This is a genomic window from Pseudomonas sp. Z3-8 (assembly GCF_051131975.1).
GTDB lineage: Bacteria > Pseudomonadota > Gammaproteobacteria > Pseudomonadales > Pseudomonadaceae > Aquipseudomonas.
The window spans coordinates 4,248,401-4,273,957 of sequence record NZ_CP071643.1; the positions used below are offsets into that span (position 1 = coordinate 4,248,401).

A 25,557-nucleotide genomic window follows, 5' to 3' on the forward strand; every position below is an offset into this window, starting at 1 on the left:
TTTCTGATCCAGGCCCTCGTTACCTGCTAAGACCAAAACCCACAAGAGTGACCGCCGTGGACCTGCAAACCATCCTGGGCAAACTGTTCGCCAACGCCGGCGCCGTTGGTATCGACGGCGTTTTCCAATTCGTGTTCGGCCCTCATCAGGCGTACTGGTCCGAGGTCAAAGCCAGCAGCCACACCCAGGCTGGTCGGCACAGCAGCCCCGACGTGACCATGGAAATCGCGGAAAAGGATTTTCTCGGGATCATGGCCGGCCTGGCCAATGTCGAGGAACTGTTCGCCAGCGGCCGCCTGAAGATCGATGGCAACATGGGCCTGGCGACGTTGCTGCCGCAGATCATCGATCACGCCCGCAATGGCAGCCGCCCGGCGGAAAAGGTCGACATGAACAAACGCTACCCGACCCCGCCGCGCTTCAGCGATACCCTCACCGCGAGCCTGCCGACCCAACGCAGCGTCGAGCGGCGGCCGCGAAGCGAACTGTCGGTGAGGGATTTCCAGGCACGCTACCTGCCCCATGGCATTCCGCTGGTGATCAGCGACGCGCTGCAGGACTGGCCCTTGTTCAAGCTCAGCCGGGAAGAATCCCTGGTGCATTTTGCCCAGCTGCAAGGCATCACTCGCCACGGCGACTACGTGAAAAAAACCTTTTCCACCGAGCGCGATTTTCGCTCGACCTCCATGGCCGATTTCATCGCGTCCCTCGACAACCCGGCCGCCAAGGGTGCGGACGGCGAGCCGCCAGCCTACATGGGCAACAATATCTTGCCGGCGCAACTGATGGAGCTGATCAAGTACCCGCCCTACTTCGATCCATCGCTGTTCATTCCGCCGCGCATCTGGATCGGCCCCAAGGGCACCCTCACACCGCTGCACCGCGACGACACCGACAACCTGTTCGCCCAGGTCTGGGGCCAGAAAACCTTCACCCTCGCCGCCCCCCACCACCGCGAGGCCCTGGGCACCTGGTCGACCGCGCCCCAGGGCGGGCTGGACGGTTGCGACTTCAACCCGGACGCGCCGGACTACGAGCGTTTCCCCCACGCCCGCGACGTGACATTCCTGCGGGTGACGCTGGAGGCTGGGGATTTGCTGTTTTTGCCGGAGGGCTGGTTTCATCAGGTGGAGTCGGTGTCCACCTCGCTATCAGTGAATTTCTGGGTGAATTCGGGGCGGGGTTGGTAGCGTCCGAAGTTTGCTTTCGTGGCGAGGGAGCTTGCTCCCGCTCGACTGCGCAGCAGGCGCAAAAACTGGGGTCGCTACGCAACCCAGCGGGAGCAAGCTCCCTCGCCACAAAGGACTGTGCGTTATTTTTGCTGGCGATAACTCTGCACCGCCGCTCCCAGCACCACTGCCCCAGCCGCAATCGCCAGCCAGAAACCACTGCGCGCGCCATACGTATCCACCAGCCAACCCGAGCCCGCCGCGCCGATGGCCACGCCGATGCTCAGCCCGGTCACCAGCCAGGTCAGGCCTTCGGTGAGCCGCGCCGGCGGCACGATGCGTTCCACCAGGGCCATGGCAACGATCAGCGTCGGCGCGAAGAACAACCCCGCGACAAATACCGCCAGCGACAGCCCGAGGATATTGCTCGCCAACAACAGCGGCAGCGTGGTTAGCGCCGTCGCCACCCCGCCGTACAGGAACAATCGCGGCAACGGCAGTTTCGAGCGCAGCGCGCCGAACGCCAGGCCGGCCAGGCACGAGCCGATGGCATAGACCGACAGCACGATGCTCGCCGCCGCCGGTTGCCCCTGATGCTGGGCGAACGCCACGCTGACTACGTCCACCACCCCGACGATGACGCCCATGGCGACCATCAACAGCAGCAGCAAAAGCACGTTGCTTGAGCTGATGATCGAGCCTTGGTGATGCGCCTGATGCGGGTGCACCGGCGGCTCGGTGCCGCGCTGCAGGACAAACGCCGTTACGCCGATCGCCAGCAGCAACACCGAGGCCAGCGGCCCAGCCTCCGGGAACGCCACCACGCACAACCCCACCGACAGCGGCGGTCCGACGATGAAGCAGACCTCGTCCAACACTGACTCCAGCGCATAGGCAGTGCGCAGCTGCGGCTGGCCGCGATACACCTCGGTCCAGCGCGCCCGCACCATCGCCGACATGCTGGGCATGCATCCGGCCAGGGCGGCGAACAGGAACAGCGTCCACTGGGGCGCCTGCAAGCGCGTGCACAACAGCAGCATCAGCAACGCCCCGCCACCCAGCAGCGCCGCTAATGGCAAGACCCGCCCCTGGCCAAAACGGTCGACCAGCCGCGACACCTGCGGCGCGCAGAACGCCGTCGCCAAGGCAAACGTCGCCGCCACCGCGCCGGCCAATCCGTAACCGCCCTTGAGCTGCGCAAGCATGGTGATCACGCCGATCCCGGTCATCGATATCGGCATGCGCGCGATCATTCCCGCCAGCACGAAGCCACGGCTGCCAGGTGCGCTGAACAGTTCACGATAAGGATTTGCCATGGGACGCCGCCTCAACAAGGGCCTGCAACTTGCCACAAAGGACGGTGCCGGGGAAAGCGCAAAACTGTGGGTGATATGTGAAGACTGCCGCCTGCAAATGAACTCTGCGCGCCTGTCGTCAGTCAGCAAGTAAGGCCCTCAGTTCAAGGTGCTATCCCATGCAGATTTCTCTTGCCCGACAAGTTGCTCTGGTCACCGGCGCCAGCTCCGGCATTGGCGCAGGTTCGGCCCGGGCACTGGCGGCGGCCGGTGCCGCCGTGGTGCTCAATTACCATTCCAGCGCCGGCCCCGCCGAAGACCTGGCCCGCGAGATCAACGACAGCGGTGGCCGAGCCATCGCCATCGGCGCCGATGTGTCGAAGGAACAGGACGTCGAGCGGCTATTCGCCCAGACCGTGGACGCGTTCGGCACGCTGGACATCCTGGTCGCCAACTCCGGCCTGCAAAAAGACGCCGCCGCCGTCGACATGAGTCTGGAAGACTGGAACACCGTCATCGGCGTCAATCTCACAGGCCAGTTCCTTTGCGCCCGCGCGGCTTTGCGCATTTTCAACCGCCAGGGCATTCGCCAGGGTGTGTCCCAGGCCGCCGGCAAGATTATCCACATGAGTTCGGTGCACCAGCGCATCCCCTGGGCCGGCCACGTCAATTACGCGGCGTCCAAGGGCGGCATCGATCAGCTCATGCAGACCCTGGCCCAGGAAACCAGTCACCAGCGCATCCGCATCAACAGCATCGCCCCCGGCGCCATCCGCACGGCCATCAACCGTGAGGCCATGGAGGGCGACAAGGAACAGAAACTGTTGCAGCTGATCCCCTACGGCCGGGTCGGCAATGTGGAGGATGTCGCCAACGCGGTGGTCTGGCTGGCGTCGGACCTGTCCGATTATGTGGTGGGCACCACGCTGTTCATCGATGGCGGGATGAGCCTCTATCCGGGGTTCCGCGGCAATGGCTGATCATGACGAACCGCAGAGCCCGATCGAAAACCACGGCATCATCGGTGACATGCGCACGGCGGCGCTGGTCAACGATCGGGGCAGCGTGGATTTTTTCTGCTGGCCGGAATTCGACAGCCCGTCGATCTTCTGTTCGCTGCTCGACACCCCCGAAGCGGGCATCTTCCAGCTTGCTCCGGATTTGCCGGATGCCCGTCGCCAGCAAATCTACCTGCCCGACACGAATGTCCTGCAGACCCGCTGGCTGAGCGATGGCGTGGTGGTGGAGATCACCGATCTGCTGCCCATTGGCGACAGCGAGGATGACTTGCCGGTCTTGCTGCGCCGAGTTCGCATGACGGTCGGCAGCGCGACGTTTCGCATGCGCTGCGCGGTGCGCCATGATTATTCACGCGCCGCGACTACCGCGCGCCAGGACGGCGACCACGTCATCTTCGAGGCCCCGCAGCAACCGAGCCTGCGCCTGTGCGCCGACCAGCCCATGACCCTGGAGGGCCAGGCGGCGGTGGCCGAATTCACCCTTGGCCAAGGCCAGACCGCGGAATTTCTCCTCGGGGGCATCGACGACCCGCGCCTGGTGGACGACACCAGTGCCCTGTGCCTGGAACGAACCCTGGCGTTCTGGCGCGGCTGGATCGGCCAATCCAACTACCGTGGTCGCTGGCGGGAAATGGTCAACCGCTCGGCGTTGGCGCTGAAGCTGCTGACCTCGCGCAAACAGGGCGCGATCCTCGCCGCCGCCACCTTCGGCCTGCCGGAAACACGCGGCGGCGAACGCAACTGGGATTACCGCTACACCTGGATCCGCGACGCCTCGTTCACCGTCTACGCGTTCATGCGCCTGGGCTTTGTCGACGAAGCCAACGCCTATATGCGCTGGCTGCGCGGCCGGGTCAGCGACTGCCGCGAACAACCGACCAAGCTCAACATTCTTTACGGCCTGGACGGCCGGCTCGAACTGCCGGAAACCGAGCTGACGCACCTGAGCGGCTACGGCAACGCGCGACCGGTGCGCATCGGCAACCTCGCCTACCAGCAGGTGCAGTTGGACATCTTCGGCGAGTTGATGGATGCGGTGTACCTGGTCAACAAATACGGCGAAGCCATCTCCCACCAAGGCTGGAAACACACGGTCGATGTGGTCGACCAAGTGTGCGAAATCTGGCGGGACAAGGACGTGGGCATCTGGGAAATGCGCGGCGAGGAGCAGCATTTCCTGCATTCGCGGCTGATGTGCTGGGTGGCGGTGGACCGGGCCATCCGCCTGGCGAGCAAACGTTCGCTGCCCGCCCCGTTCGCCCGTTGGGACGAGACTCGACAGGCCATCTATGAAGACATCTGGACGAATTTCTGGAATGACGAACACCAGCACTTCGTCCAGCGCCTGGGCAGCACCGCCCTTGACGGCTCGATGCTGTTGATGCCGCTGGTGCGCTTCGTCAGTGCCCGCGACCCGCGCTGGCTGTCAACGCTGGACGCCATCGAGAAAGATTTGGTGCGCGACGGCATGGTCTATCGCTACCGCACCGACGACGGCTCCATCGATGGTCTCAGCGGCACCGAAGGTTCGTTCGTCGCCTGCTCGTTCTGGTACGTCGAGTGCCTGGCCCGCGCCGGCCGCGTGGAGAAAGCCCAACTGGAATTCGAACAATTGCTGCGCTACGCCAATCCGCTTGGGCTGTATGCCGAGGAATTCGACAGCCATGGTTATCACCTGGGCAACCTGCCCCAGGCGCTGAGCCATCTGGCGCTGATCAGCGCGGCGAGTTTCCTGGACCGCAGGTTGAGCGGGGAGAAAAATCATTGGCAGCCGTGAGGGGAAATTTGGATTGTCCCCCGTGGCGAGGGAGCTTGCTCCCGCTGGGTTGCGCAGCGACCCCAAAAATTCCGGATTGAAAAACGACGACTGCTGCGCAGCCGAGCGGGAGCAAGCTCCCTCGCCACAGGGGGCCTGCAGCGCTCCGGCTAGCGCGGTGGCTCCGCCAGTTCGATGTTATCCAGCGCTCGGTTGGCCAGCAGTACTCCCAACTCGATCAACTGCTGAAGCCCCAGCGGTGGAGTTCGCCATTTCCGCGACCAAGCAGAGGGTGGCGAACTGTGCGCAGGTTGGTCGACCAGGGAATGGAAACCCGGCAGGGCCGCAGCCCTCCCACGCACAGTCAGCCATAAGCAGACAATGCGCCATTCTAAACCCGGACGACCAAGCCCGGTCGCTGATTTTGCAGCGACGACCAAAGCCTATCCCCACAACTTCCGAAGCACCAACCGCCACGACTCGTCGGAAAATTCTGATTCGCCAAATTTTTTGTAGGACCACCAAGCCCGTGGCGAGGGAGCTTGCTCCCGCTGGGTTGCGCAGCGACCCCAAAAATTCCGGATTGAAAAGCGACGACTGCTGCGCAGCCGAGCGGGAGCAAGCTCCCTCGCCACGGTGGATCTGCTTTTCGCCAAAGCCAAACGCATTTGAGTGACTCCTGGTTGCCAGCCCCGTCCCCCTCTCCTAAGATCGATGCACTCACGGGTGCAGCGGAGCTGCCCGATAAGAACCCGACTCAAGGACCCGACCATGACGCATATCCAACGTACCATCACCACCGAACCCCGAACCGGGCTGAGCCGCGAAGAACTCTGGGACGGCCCGGACAAGGGCTTGATCAAATGCTGGGAAGTCGGCCGCGACCGGGCGCAGAGGTTCCCTGAACTGGCGCAACGTTGTCTCGCCGGAGAGCTACCGGTGCTGGGCTGGAAAGGCGGGGTCAGCCGCAGCCTGAAGAAGACCGCCAAGTTCGGTTGCCTCAAGTATCTAGCCCAATGGCAGGGCCTGCGCGGCGAAGACCTGGACATCGACCTGGCCGAGGAACGCACCCTGACCTGCTCCAACACGAGCATGATCGTGACATTCACGCCAGACCGGGCCAAATATGTGAACCAGGAACCCGCCTGACCCCAACCGAGTGAAGCCGGAGACCGACATGACATCTGCGCCCAGGATCAATTTTGCGGTAACGCCGCTGCTGCGCATCGCCTATGAGGAACACGGCCCCGCCAGCGGCGAGCCGATTATCCTGCTGCACGGTTTTCCCTACGATCCGCGGGCCTTTGACGAGGTTGCCCCGCCCTTGGCCCAACGCGGTTATCGAGTCATCGTGCCGTACCTGCGCGGCTACGGCCCGACCCGGTTCAACAATCCCGCGATTGCCCGCTCCGGCCAGCAAGCGGCACTGGCCCAGGACCTGCTGGACCTGATGCACACACTCGATATTCCCCAGGCTGCGCTGTGCGGTTATGACTGGGGTGGCCGCGCCGCGTGCATTGTCGCCGCGTTGTGGCCCGAGCGCGTTCGCTGCCTGGTCACCGGCGATGGCTACAACCTGCAGAATATTCCTCGATCGACCCAGCCACTGGACCCGGAAACCGAACACCGTCTGTGGTATCAGTATTACTTCCACACCGACCGAGGCGTCGAAGGCGTGAAGCAGAACCGACGCGAGCTGTGCCAATTGCTCTGGCGCCTGTGGTCGCCGACCTGGGCGCGCGGTGCGGAGCTGTATCCGCTGAGCGCGCCTTCGTTTGATAATCCGGATTTTGTCGAGGTGGTGATTCATTCCTATCGCCATCGCTTCATGTACGCGCCGGGAGATCCGACGCTTGAATGGATGGAGGAACAGTTGGCGGCGCAACCGGCCATCAGCGTGCCGAGTATTTCCCTGTGTGGTGCAGATGACGGGGTGGGACCTGCGCCCGAGCACGACGAAGATGCCGCGCATTTCACCGGACGCTACGAGCGCCGCGTGCTGGCCGGCGTCGGCCATAACATTCCTCAGGAAGCACCTGAAGCCACGCTCAGGGCATTGCTGGATTTGCTTGAGGGCTGAGCGCAAACCGCTCGCGATAAGCCTGGGGCGTCACGCCCATGCCCCGCAGAAAGCTGCGACGCAAGGTTTCTTCGCTGCCGAAGCCGCATTGCAGGGCGACGCGCTTGATCGGCACCGCACTGTCGCAGAGCAGCCGCCGGGCAGTTTCCACGCGGATCAGTTCCACCGCACGGGCCGGGGTCTGGCCGGTCTCGGCGCGGTAATGACGGACAAAGCTGCGCTCGCTCATACCGGCCTCGGCGGCCAGGCTCGACAAGCCCAGGTCGCGGGTGAGGTTTTCGGCGATCCAGGCGTGCAGTTTATCGAAACGACCGCCCTGCTCCTGTAATGCCAAAGTAGCGCTGAACTGCGACTGCCCCCCGGGGCGCTTGAGGAATACCACCAGATGCCGCGCGACTTCCAGCGCCATCGCCCGGCCCAGGTCCTCTTCGACCAGCGCCAACGCCAGGTCAATGCCGGCCGTGACTCCAGCCGAGGTCCAGACCGAACCATCCTTGATGAAAATCGGATTGGGTTCGACCTGCAGTTCTGGATGTTGCCGGGCCAGCTGTTCACAACGGGTCCAATGGGTCGCCACCCGGCGTCCGTCCAGCCAGCCACTGGCCGCCAGCAGAAACGCCCCGGTACACACCGATGCGACCCTTCGCGAACGCGCTCCCTGATCCCTGACCCAGGCCACCAGCGCAGGATCTTTCGCGGCTTCGTACACGCCCCAACCGCCGGCAATCAACAAGGTGTCACTGCCCTCGCTGGGCAGTGGTTCGGCCATCAGCGCCAACCCCGCCGACGACATCACCGCCCCGCCACCCGCAGCAATAACAGTCGGCGCATACGGCGCCGGCAAGCCTTGTCCGCAAACCAGATCATTGGCCGACGCGAAGACCTGCAGAGGCCCGGTGACATCCAGCACTTGTACGTTGGCGAAGGCCAGCACATGAACGGTTTTTGCTGTGTTTGGCATATTGGCGTGATTCGAGGGCTTATTGGCGAATAAGCCAGATCCTACGAGTCTAAAGTCAAACCGTCCACCCTCTCGGGCAATCATCCAAAGGAGCAAGCGACATGACGTTGCAGATCGGTTTTCTGTTATTCCCCCAGGTTCAGCAGTTGGACCTCACCGGGCCTTTTGACGTGCTGGCTTCGCTGCCAGATGTGAAAGTGCATCTGATCTGGAAAGACCTGGCGCCGGTTACCTCCAGCACGGGCTTGGTCCTGCTGCCAACCACCACCTTCGAGGACTGTCCGAAGCTCGACGTCATTTGTGTCCCCGGTGGTAGCGGCGTCGGTCCGTTGATGGAAGACGAGCAGACCCTGGCCTTCATCAAACGCCAGGCCACTCACGCCAAATACATCACCTCGGTGTGCACCGGTGCGCTGGTACTCGGCGCGGCGGGATTGTTGCGCGGCAAACGCGCCACCACCCACTGGGCCTTCCACAGTTTGTTGCAGCCGCTGGGGGCGACGCCGGTCACGGACCGTGTGGTCCGCGACGGCAACCTGCTTACCGGAGGTGGCATTACCGCGGGAATCGATTTTGCCTTGACCCTGGCGGCCGAGCTGTTCGACCAGGACACCGCCGAGCTGGTCCAATTGCAGCTTGAATACGCACCTGCTCCGCCGTTCGCCGCAGGTTCTCCGGACACCGCGCCGACGCTGGTGCTCGAAGAGGCCAACCGGCGTTCGGCGGAATCGTTCCGCGTGCGCTCGCAGATCACCCAGCGGGCTGCGGCACGCTTGGAATCAGCGTAGCGGCAGGTTCAGCCAGACACAGCAATCCGGTGCCTGGCTTGGATGGCCTATTCCTCCTGGCGATACAGGACCATTCCGGCGTGATACAGCACGCCATCGCGAAAATCACCGTCGGCGGTGAAACCCGTATCGTCGTGGTATTCGATATGGTCGTCCTGCAGCCAATAGTCGCCCTCGTAGGCACTCTCGCGAGTGCCACGTGCTTCGTCGTAGCGCCCGCCCGGAAGCAACCGATGGCGAATCACGCCATCGGCCGTCACCCACAGGCCGACGAATTTGTCCTGATCTCCAAATGCCTTTCTCATGGGACGTCTCCTAGTGGTCGCCAGGTTTTAAAATGGGCTGGCCGTCGGCCGCACTACCAGTTCGCTGACGTCCACGTCCGCCGGTTGCTCGATCGCATAGGCAATTGCCCGAGCGATGGCCTCGGCGGGGATGGCGATCCTGCGGAACTCGCGCATCTCGGCCCGTCCGCCTTCGTCGGAAATGCTTTCGGCCAGTTCCGACTCGGTCACGCCGGGGGAAATCACCGTCACGCGGACATCCCCACCCACCTCCTGGCGCAGGCCTTCGGAAATCGCCCGTACGGCAAACTTGGTCGCGCAGTACACAGCGGCAGTCGGGCTGACGGTGTACGCACCGATGGAGGCAATATTGATGAATTGTCCGCTGCGCTGGCGCTGCATCAACGGCAGGCCGGCGGCGATGCCGTGCAGCACGCCACGGATGTTGACGTCGATCATGCGGTCCCATTCCTCGACCTTCAGCGCCTCAAGCTTGGAGAGCGGCATGACGCCGGCGTTATTGATGATCACATCAAGCCCGCCGAATTTCTCGACGGCGAAATCGATCAGGCTCTGGACATCGTCGCGACGGGTCACGTCCACGGCTTTGCAGGCAGCCCGGTGACCGGCGGCTTCAAGTTCTTGCACCAGCGCTTGCAAGCGCTCCACGCGCCGGGCGCCAAGCACCACGCAAGCCCCGCGGGCCGCCAACAACCGTGCTGCCGCCTCACCAATCCCGCTGCTGGCGCCAGTGATGACCACTACTTTGTTTTGAATATCGGACATGATGGTTTCCTCGTCTGGATGCGTTGGCCCCCGGTGGGAGCGTTTTGACAGGTCCAGATTAGGAGGGTGTCAGGCGCTTCGGTTAGCCGGATTCTCCTGCGCATTTGCACGATCCTGTAACGATAACGCCTCTGGTCGTTACGGCTGCAATCAGCTTTACTAGCGCGATCCATTAAATTGGTCAGGGAGATTGATCGGCATGTCGGTATCCACGTCCATCACCATCACGCCCATTAACGGCGTAGATCAGCGTCGCGCCGAGCTGGCGAACCTGATGAAGCGCTTCGCACCGGAATATGGTGTCCACGCAACGGCCATCGAGGCCTTGCACCTGATCCGCAGCGATCAACCCACCGAGGCCTTGCACGTTGTGCACAAGCCCGGGCTGTGCGTGATTGTCCAGGGGCGCAAGGAAGTCACGCTGTCTGACGAGCGCTACGTTTACGATCCGCTCAATTACCTGGTGGTCTCTGTGACGCTGCCGCTGGCCGGCCAGGTAATCGAGGCCAGCCCCGAGCAACCGTACCTGTGCATACGCCTGGACATCGACCCGGCACAGATCTGCCAGTTGATCGCCGATGCCAGCCCAATTGGCGTACCGAGCGAAAGAGCCGATCGCGGATTGTTCCTGGACCGCATCGACGAGCCGCTGCTCGACGCAATGCTGCGTTTGCTGCGACTGCTCGACAGCCCGGACGACATCGCCACCCTCGCGCCACTGGCCCAGAAAGAGATTTTCTATCGACTGTTGCGGGGCGCCCAGGGCAGGCGGCTGCACGAAATCGCTATTCCTGACACCCAGACCCACCGCATCAGCCGCGCCATCGAGTGGCTTAACACCCATTACGCCGAACCATTGAGCATCGACAGCCTGGCGCAGATGATCAATCTGAGTCCCTCGGCACTGCATCATCGCTTCAAGGCCGTGACCGCCATGAGCCCGCTGCAATACCAGAAACAGTTACGCCTGCAGGAAGCCCGACGATTGCTACTGGCGGAGAACAGCGATGTTTCGTCAATCGGCTACAAAATGGGCTACGAGAGCCCCTCGCAGTTCAGCCGTGAATACAGCCGTCTATTCGGCGCCTCACCGAGCAAGGACGTCGCTCGCCTTCGCGCCCAGGCGTTGCAAGCGAGCAGCGCCTGATTCTGCATACAAACAGGATCAGGCAAACCGAGGGCAGTATCCGACTAACGACCCTAGCCACCTCGCCCCTACTCTGAACCCATGCAGCAAGGCAACCGTCCGGGCTGCAACGGGTTCAGCAGATTTCGACGTCTGAACGACCCGGCACTCAACCCTTTGATACGACCGGAGTCATTGCCATGAAAACTTTCAATTCCTTGATCGCCGTTACCAGCCTTGTCCTGAGCGCCAGCGCTTTCGCATTGCCAAGCCAGCAACAGGATCGATTCTTTACCCAGTCGCCTGAGCCTTCGCAGTCAGTGGCAGCAGACGGCGCGGATCGCACTCCTCGTGGCCAGACTCTCGCCGCTGATGGCGCTGACCGTACTCCCGGTGGCCAGACTCTCGCTGCTGATGGCGCTGACCGTACTATGGGACGGCGCCTGGCATGACGGGGCTATTCCTTGGACGAAAAAAAACCCGCCTAGGCGGGTTTTTCAAGGACCAGATTGACTTCCTGTCAGGCACTCCATGCCGGGTCCCATCATCCATGACCCCAAGCACTCCCTGTACTCAGTGGATGGATGTAGATTAGAGGGGATCAATAGGCAGAAAAAGACGAGAAAGCAGCGTCGCAACGTAAGCGTTTCGCTATGCGCCACTGTTACTTTTCTACAGGCGAAAAAAAACCCGCCGAAGCGGGTTTTTCCAAGACCATTACGACTCCTTGTCGGTAGCCATCCTTGCAAGGTCGATCGTCCCTGATCCTGAGCACTTCCTGTGCTTCAGTGGATGAGGCTAGATTACGCGTCGGATCCAAAGTGAAACAGAGGACATAGCTACCAAGCCGTGTAAGACATTCGCCATATCACCCCTTCCGGAAACCCTTAGCCCGGTCAGGTAACCGGCGTTTGGTCCTTGGGCTCCATCATGCCTTGTTCAGATACTCTTCAATATTGGCCATCTGTTCATCCCAACCACGACTGTCCATTCGGAAAGCCTTGAGTCGACGCGCCTCGGGAATGTCATTGAATCCTGACTCCACTACCTTCAGAAGGGTGCCACCGCCCATGTCTTCAAGCTCGAATTGCACACGCGTCTCGGACTCTTGGGAATAGTCGGTCTGCGGCTCCACAGCGTAAGGATGCCAGCGAAACGAGAACACTCGCTCGGGCTCGACACGCTCCACCAGGACATCCCACACAAGATGCTCATAACCCGGATAGGTAATCTGCCCTTGGGTGCGCTCACCGGCAACAAACCGCTTGCCCGCGAGATCCACGCCAAACCATTGGCCGAAGGCTTCAGCATTGGCCAGGGCTCGCCAGACCTGCGAACGCGGCGCCTTCAACAAGATCTTTCTTTCGATACGATCAGACAGATGCATGGTCGTCACCTCCTGTGTTCAACATTAGGCCTGTAAGACCACAAGGCCAACCGTAAAGTTGTATCAACGCCTTGTTTGGTTACACTCCTCCAGCAGTTTTTACCCCTCATGGAGAGATTGATGATGTACACCCGTTTGTTGCTGCCCCTGATTCCGCTGTTGTTCATTGGCGCTGTCCAGGCTGACGTTTGTACCAACGCCACGACCCAAGGCGACATAAACCAGTGTGCAGCCCAAGAGACCAAGGCCGCCGACAAGGAACTGAACAGTCTGTACAAACAGATCACAGCGCGTTTGAAAGACAATGCCGAGGCCAAGCAATTGCTGGTCAAGGCACAGCGAGCCTGGATTGACTTCCGTGACGCCGAATGCAGCTTTTCTGCTTCTGGTGCCGAAGGGGGGAGCGTCTATCCGATGATTCAGAATGACTGCATTACAGCCCTGACGAAGGCGCGAGTAGAGGCGTTCAAGACGTACCTCAACTGCGAAGAAGGAGACCTGAGCTGCCCGGTACCTGGGGCTTGATTGATGGTGTCGAAGAGGATGTCCTCAGGTCAATTTTCTTGCGGGCAAAACAAAACCCCTACCTGCGTCAGCAGATAGGGGTTTCGGAATTTAATCTTGACGATGACCTACTCTCACATGGGGAAACCCCACACTACCATCGGCGATGCATCGTTTCACTTCTGAGTTCGGGATGGGATCAGGTGGTTCCAATGCTCTATGGTCGTCAAGAAATTCGGTAGCCAGCGCGTGCCTTGCGGTCACGTTCCAGCGAATGGGTATGCGATAGTTTGTGGGTTTTGACTCGAACTTTCGGTTCATTGCGTCTTCACACACCGCAATCTGGCCCCTTTCGAGTCTACAGATTGCTTGGGTGTTATATGGTCAAGCCTCACGGGCAATTAGTACAGGTTAGCTCAACGCCTCACAGCGCTTACACACCCTGCCTATCAACGTCGTAGTCTTCGACGGCCCTTCAGGGGACTCAAGGTCCCAGTGAGATCTCATCTTGAGGCAAGTTTCCCGCTTAGATGCTTTCAGCGGTTATCTTTTCCGAACATAGCTACCCGGCAATGCCACTGGCGTGACAACCGGAACACCAGAGGTTCGTCCACTCCGGTCCTCTCGTACTAGGAGCAGCCCCTCTCAAATCTCAAACGTCCACGGCAGATAGGGACCGAACTGTCTCACGACGTTCTAAACCCAGCTCGCGTACCACTTTAAATGGCGAACAGCCATACCCTTGGGACCGGCTTCAGCCCCAGGATGTGATGAGCCGACATCGAGGTGCCAAACACCGCCGTCGATATGAACTCTTGGGCGGTATCAGCCTGTTATCCCCGGAGTACCTTTTATCCGTTGAGCGATGGCCCTTCCATACAGAACCACCGGATCACTAAGACCTACTTTCGTACCTGCTCGACGTGTCTGTCTCGCAGTCAAGCGCGCTTTTGCCTTTATACTCTACGACCGATTTCCGACCGGTCTGAGCGCACCTTCGTACTCCTCCGTTACTCTTTAGGAGGAGACCGCCCCAGTCAAACTACCCACCATACACTGTCCTCGATCCGGATAACGGACCTGAGTTAGAACCTCAAAGTTGCCAGGGTGGTATTTCAAGGATGGCTCCACGCAGACTGGCGTCCACGCTTCAAAGCCTCCCACCTATCCTACACAAGCAAATTCAAAGTCCAGTGCAAAGCTATAGTAAAGGTTCACGGGGTCTTTCCGTCTAGCCGCGGATACACTGCATCTTCACAGCGATTTCAATTTCACTGAGTCTCGGGTGGAGACAGCGCCGCCATCGTTACGCCATTCGTGCAGGTCGGAACTTACCCGACAAGGAATTTCGCTACCTTAGGACCGTTATAGTTACGGCCGCCGTTTACCGGGGCTTCGATCAAGAGCTTCGCGTTAGCTAACCCCATCAATTAACCTTCCGGCACCGGGCAGGCGTCACACCCTATACGTCCACTTTCGTGTTTGCAGAGTGCTGTGTTTTTAATAAACAGTCGCAGCGGCCTGGTATCTTCGACCGGCGTGGGCTTACGCAGCAAGTGCTTCACCCTCACCGGCGCACCTTCTCCCGAAGTTACGGTGCCATTTTGCCTAGTTCCTTCACCCGAGTTCTCTCAAGCGCCTTGGTATTCTCTACCCAACCACCTGTGTCGGTTTGGGGTACGGTTCCTGGTTACCTGAAGCTTAGAAGCTTTTCTTGGAAGCATGGCATCAACCACTTCGTCACCCAAAGGGTAACTCGTCATCAGCTCTCGGCCTTAAGATCCCGGATTTACCTAAGATCTCAGCCTACCACCTTAAACTTGGACAACCAACGCCAAGCTGGCCTAGCCTTCTCCGTCCCTCCATCGCAATAACCAGAAGTACAGGAATATTAACCTGTTTTCCATCGACTACGCTTTTCAGCCTCGCCTTAGGGACCGACTAACCCTGCGTCGATTAACGTTGCGCAGGAAACCTTGGTCTTTCGGCGTGGGTGTTTTTCACACCCATTGTCGTTACTCATGTCAGCATTCGCACTTCTGATACCTCCAGCAAGCTTCTCAACTCACCTTCACAGGCTTACAGAACGCTCCTCTACCGCATCACTTGCGTGATACCCGTAGCTTCGGTGTATGGTTTGAGCCCCGTTACATCTTCCGCGCAGGCCGACTCGACTAGTGAGCTATTACGCTTTCTTTAAAGGGTGGCTGCTTCTAAGCCAACCTCCTAGCTGTCTAAGCCTTCCCACATCGTTTCCCACTTAACCATAACTTTGGGACCTTAGCTGACGGTCTGGGTTGTTTCCCTTTTCACGACGGACGTTAGCACCCGCCGTGTGTCTCCCATGCTCGGCACTTGTAGGTATTCGGAGTTTGCATCGGTTTGGTAAGTCGGGATGACCCCCTAGCCGAAACAGTGCTCTACCCCCTACAGTGATACATGAGGCGCTACCTAAATAGCTTTCGAGGAGAACCAGCTATCTCCGAGCTTGATTAGCCTTTCACTCCGATCCACAGGTCATCCGCTAACTTTTCAACGGTAGTCGGTTCGGTCCTCCAGTCAGTGTTACCTAACCTTCAACCTGCCCATGGATAGATCGCCCGGTTTCGGGTCTATTCCCAGCGACTAGACGCCCTATTAAGACTCGCTTTCGCTACGCCTCCCCTATTCGGTTAAGCTCGCCACTGAAAATAAGTCGCTGACCCATTATACAAAAGGTACGCAGTCACCCAACAAAGTGGGCTCCCACTGCTTGTACGCATACGGTTTCAGGATCTATTTCACTCCCCTCTCCGGGGTTCTTTTCGCCTTTCCCTCACGGTACTAGTTCACTATCGGTCAGTCAGTAGTATTTAGCCTTGGAGGATGGTCCCCCCATATTCAGACAAAGTTTCTCGTGCTCCGTCCTACTCGATTTCACTTCTAAGATCCTTTCGCGTACAGGGCTATCACCCACTATGGCCGCACTTTCCAGAGCGTTCCGCTAAAATCAAAGAAGCTTAAGGGCTAGTCCCCGTTCGCTCGCCACTACTAAGGGAATCTCGGTTGATTTCTTTTCCTCAGGGTACTTAGATGTTTCAGTTCCCCTGGTTCGCCTCTTGCACCTATGTATTCAGTACAAGATAACCATCTTATGATGGCTGGGTTCCCCCATTCAGACATCTCCGGATCAAAGTCTGTTTGCCGACTCCCCGAAGCTTTTCGCAGGCTACCACGTCTTTCATCGCCTCTGACTGCCAAGGCATCCACCGTATGCGCTTCTTCACTTGACCATATAACCCCAAGCAATCTGGTTATACTGTGAAGACGACATTCGCCGAAAATTCGAATTTCTCAACTAAGAGAACTCACAAATTTTACCTTAGCCTGAGCCGTTACCAGTGAAAGTAACGTTCAGTCTATCTTTCTATCACATACCCAAATTTTTAAAGAACGATCTAATCAAAAGACTAGAAATCAACATTCAGGCACCGTACGGTGGAATGCTCATTTCTAAGCTTTAAACGTTGGTACCAATCTGTAATGGTGGAGCCAAGCGGGATCGAACCGCTGACCTCCTGCGTGCAAGGCAGGCGCTCTCCCAGCTGAGCTATGGCCCCGTATCGCTACAGGGGACACCATGAAATTGGTGGGTCTGGGCAGATTCGAACTGCCGACCTCACCCTTATCAGGGGTGCGCTCTAACCAACTGAGCTACAGACCCAATCGTCTTCTTCAATGAATCAAGCAATTCGTGTGGGAGCTCATGAAGCCGCTGCGGTCGTCGATTAAGGAGGTGATCCAGCCGCAGGTTCCCCTACGGCTACCTTGTTACGACTTCACCCCAGTCATGAATCACACCGTGGTAACCGTCCTCCCGAAGGTTAGACTAGCTACTTCTGGTGCAACCCACTCCCATGGTGTGACGGGCGGTGTGTACAAGGCCCGGGAACGTATTCACCGCGACATTCTGATTCGCGATTACTAGCGATTCCGACTTCACGCAGTCGAGTTGCAGACTGCGATCCGGACTACGATCGGTTTTGTGGGATTAGCTCCACCTCGCGGCTTGGCAACCCTCTGTACCGACCATTGTAGCACGTGTGTAGCCCAGGCCGTAAGGGCCATGATGACTTGACGTCATCCCCACCTTCCTCCGGTTTGTCACCGGCAGTCTCCTTAGAGTGCCCACCATAACGTGCTGGTAACTAAGGACAAGGGTTGCGCTCGTTACGGGACTTAACCCAACATCTCACGACACGAGCTGACGACAGCCATGCAGCACCTGTCTCAATGTTCCCGAAGGCACCAATCCATCTCTGGAAAGTTCATTGGATGTCAAGGCCTGGTAAGGTTCTTCGCGTTGCTTCGAATTAAACCACATGCTCCACCGCTTGTGCGGGCCCCCGTCAATTCATTTGAGTTTTAACCTTGCGGCCGTACTCCCCAGGCGGTCAACTTAATGCGTTAGCTGCGCCACTAAGAGCTCAAGGCTCCCAACGGCTAGTTGACATCGTTTACGGCGTGGACTACCAGGGTATCTAATCCTGTTTGCTCCCCACGCTTTCGCACCTCAGTGTCAGTATCAGTCCAGGTGGTCGCCTTCGCCACTGGTGTTCCTTCCTATATCTACGCATTTCACCGCTACACAGGAAATTCCACCACCCTCTACCATACTCTAGCTCGACAGTTTTGAATGCAGTTCCCAGGTTGAGCCCGGGGATTTCACATCCAACTTAACGAACCACCTACGCGCGCTTTACGCCCAGTAATTCCGATTAACGCTTGCACCCTCTGTATTACCGCGGCTGCTGGCACAGAGTTAGCCGGTGCTTATTCTGTCGGTAACGTCAAAACAATTACGTATTAGGTAACTGCCCTTCCTCCCAACTTAAAGTGCTTTACAATCCGAAGACCTTCTTCACACACGCGGCATGGCTGGATCAGGCTTTCGCCCATTGTCCAATATTCCCCACTGCTGCCTCCCGTAGGAGTCTGGACCGTGTCTCAGTTCCAGTGTGACTGATCATCCTCTCAGACCAGTTACGGATCGTCGCCTTGGTGAGCCATTACCTCACCAACTAGCTAATCCGACCTAGGCTCATCTGATAGCGCAAGGCCCGAAGGTCCCCTGCTTTCTCCCGTAGGACGTATGCGGTATTAGCGTCCGTTTCCGAGCGTTATCCCCCACTACCAGGCAGATTCCTAGGCATTACTCACCCGTCCGCCGCTCGCCACCAGGTACAAGTACCCGTGCTGCCGCTCGACTTGCATGTGTTAGGCCTGCCGCCAGCGTTCAATCTGAGCCATGATCAAACTCTTCAGTTCAAACATCTTTGGGTTTTGAGAAAACCCTAAACTTGGCTCAGCAATCGTTGGTTACATCTTTGATTTCTCGCGGAGTAACTTGTGATGCTGATAATCTGTTGACTAGCAGTCTGACTCCACAAGCACCCACACGAATTGCTTGATTCAGTTGTTAAAGAGCGGTGGGTTGAGCCTTTCGTCTCAACCGAGGCGCGCATTCTACAGCGCCCCGTGTATCTGTCAAGCGGTTATTTTAAGAAGTTTTCAAAGTTTCGCTTGGAAATCCTCAACAACTTCAACCACTTGCGCTTCCGATCTCTCGTTAGCGGGAGGCGAATTCTACAGCGTTAGTCGCTGCTGTCAACACCTCTTTTTTACCGCTTTCGACCGAGAGGATCGAACCGTCGACAGCGCCCATCAAACCGGCCTGCCCACTCCTTCCGCGCTTCGATGATCTGAAGCCGCACACTTTCGAAACCTACTTAACTCGTTGAATCTCAAGGAGTTTTCCGTTTCGACTGCGCCGGAAGTGGGGCGAATTATAGACATCCAGAATTTGCCGTCAACCATTATTTTCAGTTTTCAGCTGTCTATGCACAACTGAATCCCAAGCCGTCATGTATGTAGACTGCGCCGATTGAAATGCGCACTATATTGCTCACCTTGTTTCCCTGCCCTACTTCTGGATGACACCCCGCAATGACTTCACCACATCGCAGCCTGGCAACCACCTTGTATCCGGTTGCCCTGCTACTAATAGCCATGGCATCCATCCAGTCTGGAGCCTCTCTTGCCAAAAGCATGTTCCCTGTAGTCGGTGCGCAAGGCACCACGACGCTACGGCTCATTTTCGCCAGCCTTATCATGTTGGTACTGCTGCGACCGTGGCGAGCCAAACTTACCGCCCAATCCTTGCGCACGGTGATTGTCTATGGGCTGGCGCTCGGCGGCATGAACTTTCTCTTCTATATGTCGCTTCGTACCGTTCCACTGGGCATTGCAGTGGCTCTGGAATTCACCGGCCCCTTGGCAGTCGCTATCTATGCCTCGCGCCGTGCGATTGATTTTCTCTGGATCGCCCTGGCGGTGGTTGGCTTGCTCCTGCTCATACCCACCGGAGCCACCAGCGCGGGCATCGACCTGATCGGAGCCGGTTATGCATTGGGGGCGGGTGTCTGTTGGGCCCTGTATATCCTGTTTGGCCAGAAGGCCGGTGCGGACAACGGTGTGCAGACCGCTGCGCTCGGCGTCATGATCGCAGCCTTGTTCGTAGCCCCCATCGGCATCGTGCATGCCGGGACCGCTTTGCTGACCCCGAGCCTCATCCCTGTCGCCATTGGCGTCGCCATTCTGTCAACCGCCCTGCCCTACACGTTGGAAATGATCTCACTCACCCGCATACCAGCCCGCACCTTCGGCACACTGATGAGCGTCGAGCCTGCGGTCGGCGCGCTATCGGGGCTGCTGTTTCTCCAGGAATATCTATCCCTGGCCCAATGGGCAGCCATAACCTGCATCATCCTCGCGTCGATCGGCGCTACGTTGACCATGGGCGACTCTGCCAAGCCCGCCATTGCCGCAGATTGATAACGTTCTAACGCAGGTCTGGTATTTATCGCGCATTTAGGCCATGTTTAGCCCCGTAACCTAATGTCAGACATGGATTTTTTCGTACAGGATGTCATGAACGCTTGAAGCGAAAGCGAACGCAGCCGTACGTAGGCATAAGATCCGCGGCGGCATTAAGGACGGGAATGAAACGAATCTTGATACTGATCGCTGTACTAGCGGTTACGGGCTGCGCGGCGACGTCGAAAACCGAAGTCAAACGCGGAAAAAAAGGCCTGCATATCAACTGCTCCGGCCTGTCCTCTTCCTGGGACCAGTGCAGGGCCAGCGCCGCCAACTCATGCGCGCCCAAAGGTTACAAAATCATCGCCAAATCAGGTGACGCCGTTGAGGAGCCAGGAGATTATCCTTTCGGGCTCAATCCAGCCGGATACACCAGCCGCAGCATGATCGTCATCTGCAAATAGGCGGCGCTTCAGTTGGACTGTCGTTCGGCCAGGCGATGGCTGATCTCGTCATGGCTGGAGCTGAGAACCTCCTGCTGGAGCTCAGGCGCTGCCAGCATCCGCGCAACAACCAGCGCACCCACGCATTGAGACAGGATCGCCCAAGCCAGGCTATCGCTCTCAAGTATCCGCGCCCAGCTTTCGTGCAGGCGGCAGATCCAGCTTTGCGCGGCCTCACGCACCGACATATCCGAACGAGCAATCTCAGCCCCCAGAACCGGCAAGGCGCAGCCAGCCTCGGGTTGTTCGACATGGCTCATGCTCAGGTACTGCTTGAGGCAACGCTCCAGTTTCATCGAGTCCATGACGCCGCTACCACTCAAGCGCTCCAGGCTCTGGCTCAACTCGCGCTCGACGATCGCCTTGAATAGCTCATCCTTGGATGAGAAATGGCTGTAGAACGCCCCGCCGCTAAGACCGATCGCCTTCATCAGGCCATCTACCCCTACCGTTGAAAATCCTGATTTCTTGGCCGACATGGCACTGCTGGTCAGCAGTTTCTCTCGGGTTTCCATCTTGTGATTGGCTGAATAACGCATGTGCTTGCCTCTGGATGCTCATCTTGACGCTTGGCGAATCTTAGCATAACGTCCGTTTAGCTAACGATCGTTTACCAATGAGGCCAATCATGAATAACAAGAAGGTTGTACTGGTAGTGGGAGCTGGCGATGCTACTGGTGGCGCGATAGCCCGGCGTTTCGCTCGGGAAGGCTTCGTGGCCTGCGTCACTCGCCGCAACGCTGACAAGCTTGAAGCTTTGGTCGACGAAATCCGTACCCAGGGCGGTGAAGCCCACGGTTTTGCCTGCGACGCACGCAAGGAAGATGATGTGATCGCACTGATCGAGCAAATCGAGGAGAAGGTGGGCCCGATCGAAGCCTTTGTATTCAACATCGGCGCCAACGTGCCTTGCAGCATTCTCGAAGAGACGGCTCGCAAATATTTCAAGATTTGGGAAATGGCCTGCTTTTCAGGTTTCCTCAATGCTCGAGAAGTGGCCAGGCGCATGGTCAAACGTCAGCGCGGCACGATCCTGTTTACTGGCGCCACGGCAGGCTTGCGCGGGGCATCAGGGTTCGCCGCATTTGCGGGGGCCAAACATGGCATCCGGGCCTTGGCCCAGAGCATGGCGCGAGAATTGGGGCCGATGAATATTCATGTAGCCCATGTGGTGGTGGATGGTGCCATCGACACCGACTTCATCCGCGATAATTTCCCGGAAAAATACGCAACCAGGGCAGAAGACGGCATCCTCGACCCTGAGCACATCGCCGAAAACTATTGGTACCTGCATACCCAGCCGCGGGATGCCTGGACCTTCGAACTGGATCTGCGCCCCTGGAACGAACGCTGGTAAGTCTCCCTCACAACAATAAGAGAAGCGTAGCCATGAACAGATCCGTCGAGTTTTTTTTCGACCTGGGCAGCCCGACCACCTACCTGGCCTATACCCAATTGCCCGCGCTCTGCGCCGAAACCCATAGCGAGCTCATCTATCGCCCCATGCTTCTGGGCGGCGTATTCAAGGCAACGGGCAACGCGTCGCCCGTTACCGTGCCGGCCAAGGGGCCTTATCTGTTCCAGGACTTGAACCGTTTCGCCAAGCGCTACGGTGTCGACTTCAAGCTCAACCCGCATTTTCCAATCAACACATTGCTATTGATGCGCGCCGTCACGGGCATGCAACTGCGTCATCCGGGTCGTTTCGAGACTTTCACGAGCTGTCTGTTCCGGGCGCTCTGGGTGAATGCCCGCAACCTCAACGACCCGGCAACAGTCGCGGCCGTGCTGGACGAAGGGGGTTTCGACCCTGCCTATGTGCTTGCCCTTACAGCCGACGAGCAGGTCAAGGAAACACTAAGGAGCACAACCGAAGAGGCCGTGCGCCGAGGTGTGTTCGGTGCGCCGAGCATGTTTGTCGGCAACGAGATGTTCTTTGGCCAGGATCGCCTGGACTTCGTCCGTGAAGCCCTCGGCTGACCCTATGCTTCAGATTGCCGCTGTCCGTGTGTTCAGCCATTGCAGCGCAGCGCCATCGAGCAGCGGACTCAAGCGACGCTGAACCTCGCCGTGGTAGGCGTTGAGCCAGTCCTTTTCGTCCTGGGTCAGCAACGACGGCTCAAGGCAGCGGGTGTCTATCGGGCACAGCGTCAGGGTTTCGAATGCGAGGAACTCGCCGAACTCGCTGCTGCCCGCCTCACGGTTCAACACCAGGTTCTCGATGCGAACACCCCAGCGGCCCGGGCGATAAGTACCCGGCTCGATGGAGGTGATCATGCCCGGCTGCATGGCGGTCTGGGGCGCGGCAGCAGCCTGATAGGCAATGACCTGCGGCCCTTCGTGAACGTTAAGGAAATAACCGACACCGTGGCCGGTGCCATGACCGTAATCCACCTGTTCAGCCCAGATCGGCGCCCTGGCGATGGCATCCAGCAGAGGCGACAGAATGCCCTTGGGGAATTTGGCCCTGGACAAGGCGATCACACCTTTGAGCACGCGGGTGCAGTCACGCTTCTGCTCCGACGTCGGTGTCCCGACCGGCACCATGCGAGTGATATCGGTGGTACCGCCAAGGTACTGGCCGCCCGAATCGATCAACAGCAAGCCATCGCCTTCAATGATCGCGTGCGCCTCTTCCGTGGCGTGATAATGAGGCATCGCGCCATTGGCATTAAACGCTGCGATGGTATTGAAGCTCAAGGAGACGAACTCCGGCCGGCGCTTGCGCGCTGCGGTCAGGTGCTCATCGATAGTCAGTTCAGTGATGCGCTCATGGCCCCAGGCACTTTCCAGCCAGGCAAAAAATTCGCAGAGCGCCGCTCCGTCCTGCTCCATTGCTCGACGGATGTGCTCGGCATCGGCCGGGCTTTTGCGCGATTTGGCAAGTGTTGTGGGGTTGAGCCCTTCGACGAGTTTCACGCCGCTGTCCAGATTGTCCAGCAAGCCGACCGTGACCCGGGCCGGATCGACCTGCAGGCTCGCGCCGCTCGGCACTTCACGCAATGCAGTGGCCACTTCGCTGTAGTCGCGCAGCGTTACGCTGTCTTGCTCAAGAACAGAACGCAGCGCAGCGTCGACCTTGTTCAAATCCACAAACAGCGTCGCCTGCTGCTGGCTGATCAGGGCAAAGGAGACGAATACCGGATTGAATGACACATCCGCGCCGCGCAGGTTGAACAGCCAGGCGATGTCGTCCAGGGTGGCGATGAAATGCCAATCCGCAGCACGCTCCTTCAGGGCGTCGCGCAACTGGGCGATTTTCTCGACACGACCGATCGTGGCTTGCGGCGGCAAATGGGCATAGACCGGTTGATCAGGCAAGCTCGGACGATCGGTCCAGGCTTGTGCGAGCAGATCGATGTCGGTACGCAACCGTGCGCCACGCTCTTGCAACTTGCTGCTCAGGGTCCGCGCCGATGCCACCGCCATGACCGCCCCATCGACCGCTACCGCGTCCCCTTCAGGCGTGTTTTCGGCCAGCCACTCCAACGGCCCGGGCTTTCCGGGGATGAGTTTGACCAGCTCGATGCCGCTGCCTTCCAGTTCCCAGGTGGCTTGTTCCCAGTAACGACTGTCCGCCCAGACCCCGGCGAAATCCGCGGTCACGATCAATGTACCGACCGAGCCATGGAACCCGGACAACCATTGGCGCCCTTGCCAGTACCCCGGCAGATACTCCGAAAGATGCGGGTCTGCGGAGGGCACCAACAGCGCATGGATGCCCTCCTGGCTCATCAATTGGCGAATTCGGGCCAGGCGCTGGGGAACCTGTCCCGGGATCGAAGGCTGGGTACTCATCATCACTCCTGCTAATCAATTTTATTGTTCGATGCCGAATGCGTTCGGCTCAGGGGGTTGCCGCCCAGAAGGCCGGCGCGGCAACACAGGCGGCCTTGATCAATCGCACCGCCTCATCAATATCCTGTTCGCTGGTAAAGCGGCCCAGGCTCAAACGAATGGTCCGCCCCGCCGCGCGTGCATCATGCCCAAGGGCGAGCAACACGTGGGATGGGGTGTTTTGCGCCGAGTTGCAAGCCGAGGTCGCGGAGAATGCCATCGATGCGCCCAGCGTCGCCGGGTTGAACTCACCTTCGTTGAACGTCAGGCTCACCGTATGGGGAATGCGACAGTTGGCACTGCCATTCATACACACACCGGGCAAGGCCAGCAAAGGTTCAAGCAAACGATTGCGCAGTCGGTCAATGTCGGCAAGCTCTTCATCAAAGGACTGCGCCGCCAGCTCGAATGCCGCGCCCATCGCGGCAATCTGATGAGTCGCCAAGGTCCCGGAGCGCAAGCCACCTTCATGACCGCCGCCATGGATCTGGGCCGACAGCCGCGGGCGCGCGCGATCACCGACGTAAAGTGCGCCGATCCCCTTGGGGCCGTAGATCTTGTGTGCGGAAAACGACATCAGGTCCACCGGCCACCGGGCCAGGTCGATGCTCACTTTTCCCGCACCCTGGGCCGCGTCCATATGAAACAACGCGCCATGCTCTCGAACGATCTCGCCAATGGCGATGGCGTCATTGACGGTGCCCAACTCGTTATTGACCAGCATCAGCGACACCAGGAAAGTGTCTTCGCGCAGCGCCTCGCGAACCGCTTGCGGGTTGATCAGGCCATCGGCGCCCGGCGCCAGCCAGGTTACCGCGACGCCATTTTCCTCGAGCTGCCTGACCGTATCGAGAACGGCCTTGTGTTCGATCAGGCTGGTAATGACGTGGCCGCCACGCGCTTCACGCGCCTGGGCCACGCCCTTGAGGGCCAGGTTATTGGATTCGGTGGCGCCGGAAGTCCAGACGATTTGTCCGGCCTGAGCCCCCACCAACCGAGCCACCTGCTGGCGCGCCAGTTCCACCGAGCGCCGGGCTTCCTGGCCGAAGGCATGGGAGCTGGAGGCCGGGTTACCGAAGTTACCGTCGAAACCCAGGCATTGGACCATGACCTGGATCACCCGCTCGTCCACCGGGGTGGTCGCGGCGTAATCAAAATACAAAGGACGCTTATTCATAAGGAAGCTCGCAGAATCTGTTCCAAG

20 protein-coding genes, 2 tRNA genes and 3 rRNA genes are annotated in these 25,557 nt (G+C 59.0%); 12 read left to right on the top strand and 13 right to left on the bottom strand.

Features of this window, described 5'->3' with window-relative positions; genetic code table 11:
- Positions 1-56 precede the first annotated feature (56 nt).
- Positions 57-1,190, top strand: coding sequence for a cupin-like domain-containing protein (locus J3P94_RS19275; protein WP_434569266.1), 1,134 nt, complete (start codon positions 57-59; stop codon positions 1,188-1,190).
- Between the two features lie 122 nt (positions 1,191-1,312).
- Here the strand turns inward: J3P94_RS19275 and J3P94_RS19280 are convergent, their stop codons facing one another.
- Positions 1,313-2,485, bottom strand: a complete 1,173-nt coding sequence (locus J3P94_RS19280; RefSeq protein ID WP_434569267.1) for an MFS transporter — start codon at positions 2,483-2,485, stop codon at positions 1,313-1,315.
- Positions 2,486-2,643: 158 nt separating this feature from the next.
- On the opposite strand from J3P94_RS19280, the gene J3P94_RS19285 reads away from it, so the two are divergent.
- The 4 genes from J3P94_RS19285 (at position 2,644) to J3P94_RS19300 (ending at position 7,319) form a co-directional block, all read left to right on the top strand.
- A complete protein-coding gene (locus J3P94_RS19285; RefSeq protein ID WP_434569268.1) occupies positions 2,644-3,444 on the top strand; it encodes an SDR family oxidoreductase in 801 nt (266 codons plus the stop codon).
- A complete protein-coding gene (locus J3P94_RS19290; protein WP_434569269.1) occupies positions 3,437-5,260 on the top strand; it encodes a glycoside hydrolase family 15 protein in 1,824 nt (607 codons plus the stop codon). The genes J3P94_RS19285 and J3P94_RS19290 overlap by 8 nt, the downstream gene beginning before the upstream one ends.
- 750 nt (positions 5,261-6,010) lie before the next feature.
- Positions 6,011-6,388 carry a hypothetical protein gene (locus tag J3P94_RS19295; protein ID WP_434569270.1) on the top strand — a complete coding sequence of 126 codons (378 nt, stop codon included), beginning with the start codon at positions 6,011-6,013 and terminating at the stop codon, positions 6,386-6,388.
- A gap of 28 nt (positions 6,389-6,416) precedes the next feature.
- Complete coding sequence (locus J3P94_RS19300) at positions 6,417-7,319, top strand: alpha/beta fold hydrolase (protein ID WP_434569271.1); 903 nt, start codon at positions 6,417-6,419, stop codon at positions 7,317-7,319.
- On the opposite strand, the gene J3P94_RS19305 is transcribed toward J3P94_RS19300, so the two are convergent.
- Entirely contained in the window at positions 7,288-8,280 is a 993-nt protein-coding gene (locus J3P94_RS19305) for a GlxA family transcriptional regulator (RefSeq protein WP_434569272.1), read from the bottom strand. The genes J3P94_RS19300 and J3P94_RS19305 overlap by 32 nt on opposite strands.
- Positions 8,281-8,381: 101 nt before the next feature.
- Between J3P94_RS19305 and inhA the strand changes: the two genes are divergently transcribed.
- On the top strand, positions 8,382-9,068 hold the full coding sequence (gene inhA / locus J3P94_RS19310) for an isonitrile hydratase (protein WP_434569273.1): 687 nt from the start codon (positions 8,382-8,384) through the stop codon (positions 9,066-9,068).
- 47 nt (positions 9,069-9,115) lie between these two features.
- Here the strand turns inward: inhA and J3P94_RS19315 are convergent, their stop codons facing one another.
- Together J3P94_RS19315 and J3P94_RS19320 are read right to left on the bottom strand one after the other, a co-directional pair.
- Positions 9,116-9,373 carry an Atu4866 domain-containing protein gene (locus tag J3P94_RS19315; protein WP_434569274.1) on the bottom strand — a complete coding sequence of 86 codons (258 nt, stop codon included), beginning with the start codon at positions 9,371-9,373 and terminating at the stop codon, positions 9,116-9,118.
- 27 nt (positions 9,374-9,400) lie between these two features.
- Positions 9,401-10,138: an SDR family oxidoreductase gene (locus J3P94_RS19320; protein WP_434569275.1), complete on the bottom strand. Its 738-nt coding sequence runs from the start codon at positions 10,136-10,138 to the stop codon at positions 9,401-9,403.
- A gap of 199 nt (positions 10,139-10,337) precedes the next feature.
- On the opposite strand from J3P94_RS19320, the gene J3P94_RS19325 reads away from it, so the two are divergent.
- Positions 10,338-11,285: an AraC family transcriptional regulator gene (locus J3P94_RS19325; protein ID WP_305495957.1), complete on the top strand. Its 948-nt coding sequence runs from the start codon at positions 10,338-10,340 to the stop codon at positions 11,283-11,285.
- A gap of 907 nt (positions 11,286-12,192) precedes the next feature.
- Here J3P94_RS19325 and J3P94_RS19330 read toward each other — a convergent pair.
- The gene (locus J3P94_RS19330; RefSeq protein WP_434569276.1) at positions 12,193-12,651 is read right to left on the bottom strand and encodes an SRPBCC family protein; all 459 of its coding nucleotides are present in this window, start codon (positions 12,649-12,651) and stop codon (positions 12,193-12,195) included.
- Positions 12,652-12,774: 123 nt separating this feature from the next.
- On the opposite strand from J3P94_RS19330, the gene J3P94_RS19335 reads away from it, so the two are divergent.
- Entirely contained in the window at positions 12,775-13,176 is a 402-nt protein-coding gene (locus tag J3P94_RS19335) for a lysozyme inhibitor LprI family protein (RefSeq protein ID WP_434574251.1), read from the top strand.
- Between the two features lie 94 nt (positions 13,177-13,270).
- Here J3P94_RS19335 and rrf read toward each other — a convergent pair.
- The 5 genes from rrf to J3P94_RS19360 all read right to left on the bottom strand — a co-directional run bounded on the left by rrf (position 13,271) and on the right by J3P94_RS19360 (position 18,462).
- A 5S ribosomal RNA gene (gene rrf, locus J3P94_RS19340) occupies positions 13,271-13,386 on the bottom strand.
- A 149-nt stretch (positions 13,387-13,535) separates the two neighbouring features.
- A 23S ribosomal RNA gene (locus J3P94_RS19345) occupies positions 13,536-16,427 on the bottom strand.
- Positions 16,428-16,678: 251 nt separating this feature from the next.
- A tRNA-Ala gene (locus tag J3P94_RS19350) sits at positions 16,679-16,754 on the bottom strand.
- A gap of 27 nt (positions 16,755-16,781) precedes the next feature.
- Positions 16,782-16,858: transfer RNA gene (locus tag J3P94_RS19355), tRNA-Ile, on the bottom strand.
- 65 nt (positions 16,859-16,923) lie between these two features.
- Positions 16,924-18,462: ribosomal RNA gene (locus tag J3P94_RS19360) — 16S ribosomal RNA — on the bottom strand.
- Together the 16S, 23S and 5S rRNA genes with 2 tRNA genes alongside form the textbook arrangement of a ribosomal RNA operon.
- Positions 18,463-19,140: 678 nt before the next feature.
- Between J3P94_RS19360 and rhtA the strand changes: the two genes are divergently transcribed.
- Complete coding sequence (gene rhtA, locus J3P94_RS19365) at positions 19,141-20,028, top strand: threonine/homoserine exporter RhtA (protein WP_434569277.1); 888 nt, start codon at positions 19,141-19,143, stop codon at positions 20,026-20,028.
- 167 nt (positions 20,029-20,195) lie between these two features.
- A complete protein-coding gene (locus J3P94_RS19370; protein ID WP_434569278.1) occupies positions 20,196-20,477 on the top strand; it encodes a hypothetical protein in 282 nt (93 codons plus the stop codon).
- Positions 20,478-20,485: 8 nt separating this feature from the next.
- On the opposite strand, the gene J3P94_RS19375 is transcribed toward J3P94_RS19370, so the two are convergent.
- Positions 20,486-21,055, bottom strand: coding sequence for a TetR/AcrR family transcriptional regulator (locus J3P94_RS19375; protein ID WP_434569279.1), 570 nt, complete (start codon positions 21,053-21,055; stop codon positions 20,486-20,488).
- A gap of 89 nt (positions 21,056-21,144) precedes the next feature.
- Between J3P94_RS19375 and J3P94_RS19380 the strand changes: the two genes are divergently transcribed.
- On the top strand, positions 21,145-21,873 hold the full coding sequence (locus J3P94_RS19380) for an SDR family oxidoreductase (RefSeq protein WP_434569280.1): 729 nt from the start codon (positions 21,145-21,147) through the stop codon (positions 21,871-21,873).
- A gap of 32 nt (positions 21,874-21,905) precedes the next feature.
- A complete protein-coding gene (locus J3P94_RS19385) occupies positions 21,906-22,496 on the top strand; it encodes a 2-hydroxychromene-2-carboxylate isomerase (protein WP_434569281.1) in 591 nt (196 codons plus the stop codon).
- A 9-nt stretch (positions 22,497-22,505) separates the two neighbouring features.
- Here the strand turns inward: J3P94_RS19385 and J3P94_RS19390 are convergent, their stop codons facing one another.
- On the bottom strand, positions 22,506-24,314 hold the full coding sequence (locus J3P94_RS19390) for an aminopeptidase P family protein (protein WP_434569282.1): 1,809 nt from the start codon (positions 24,312-24,314) through the stop codon (positions 22,506-22,508).
- Between the two features lie 49 nt (positions 24,315-24,363).
- The gene (locus J3P94_RS19395; RefSeq protein WP_434569283.1) at positions 24,364-25,530 is read right to left on the bottom strand and encodes an aminotransferase class V-fold PLP-dependent enzyme; all 1,167 of its coding nucleotides are present in this window, start codon (positions 25,528-25,530) and stop codon (positions 24,364-24,366) included.
- Positions 25,531-25,557 lie beyond the last annotated feature (27 nt).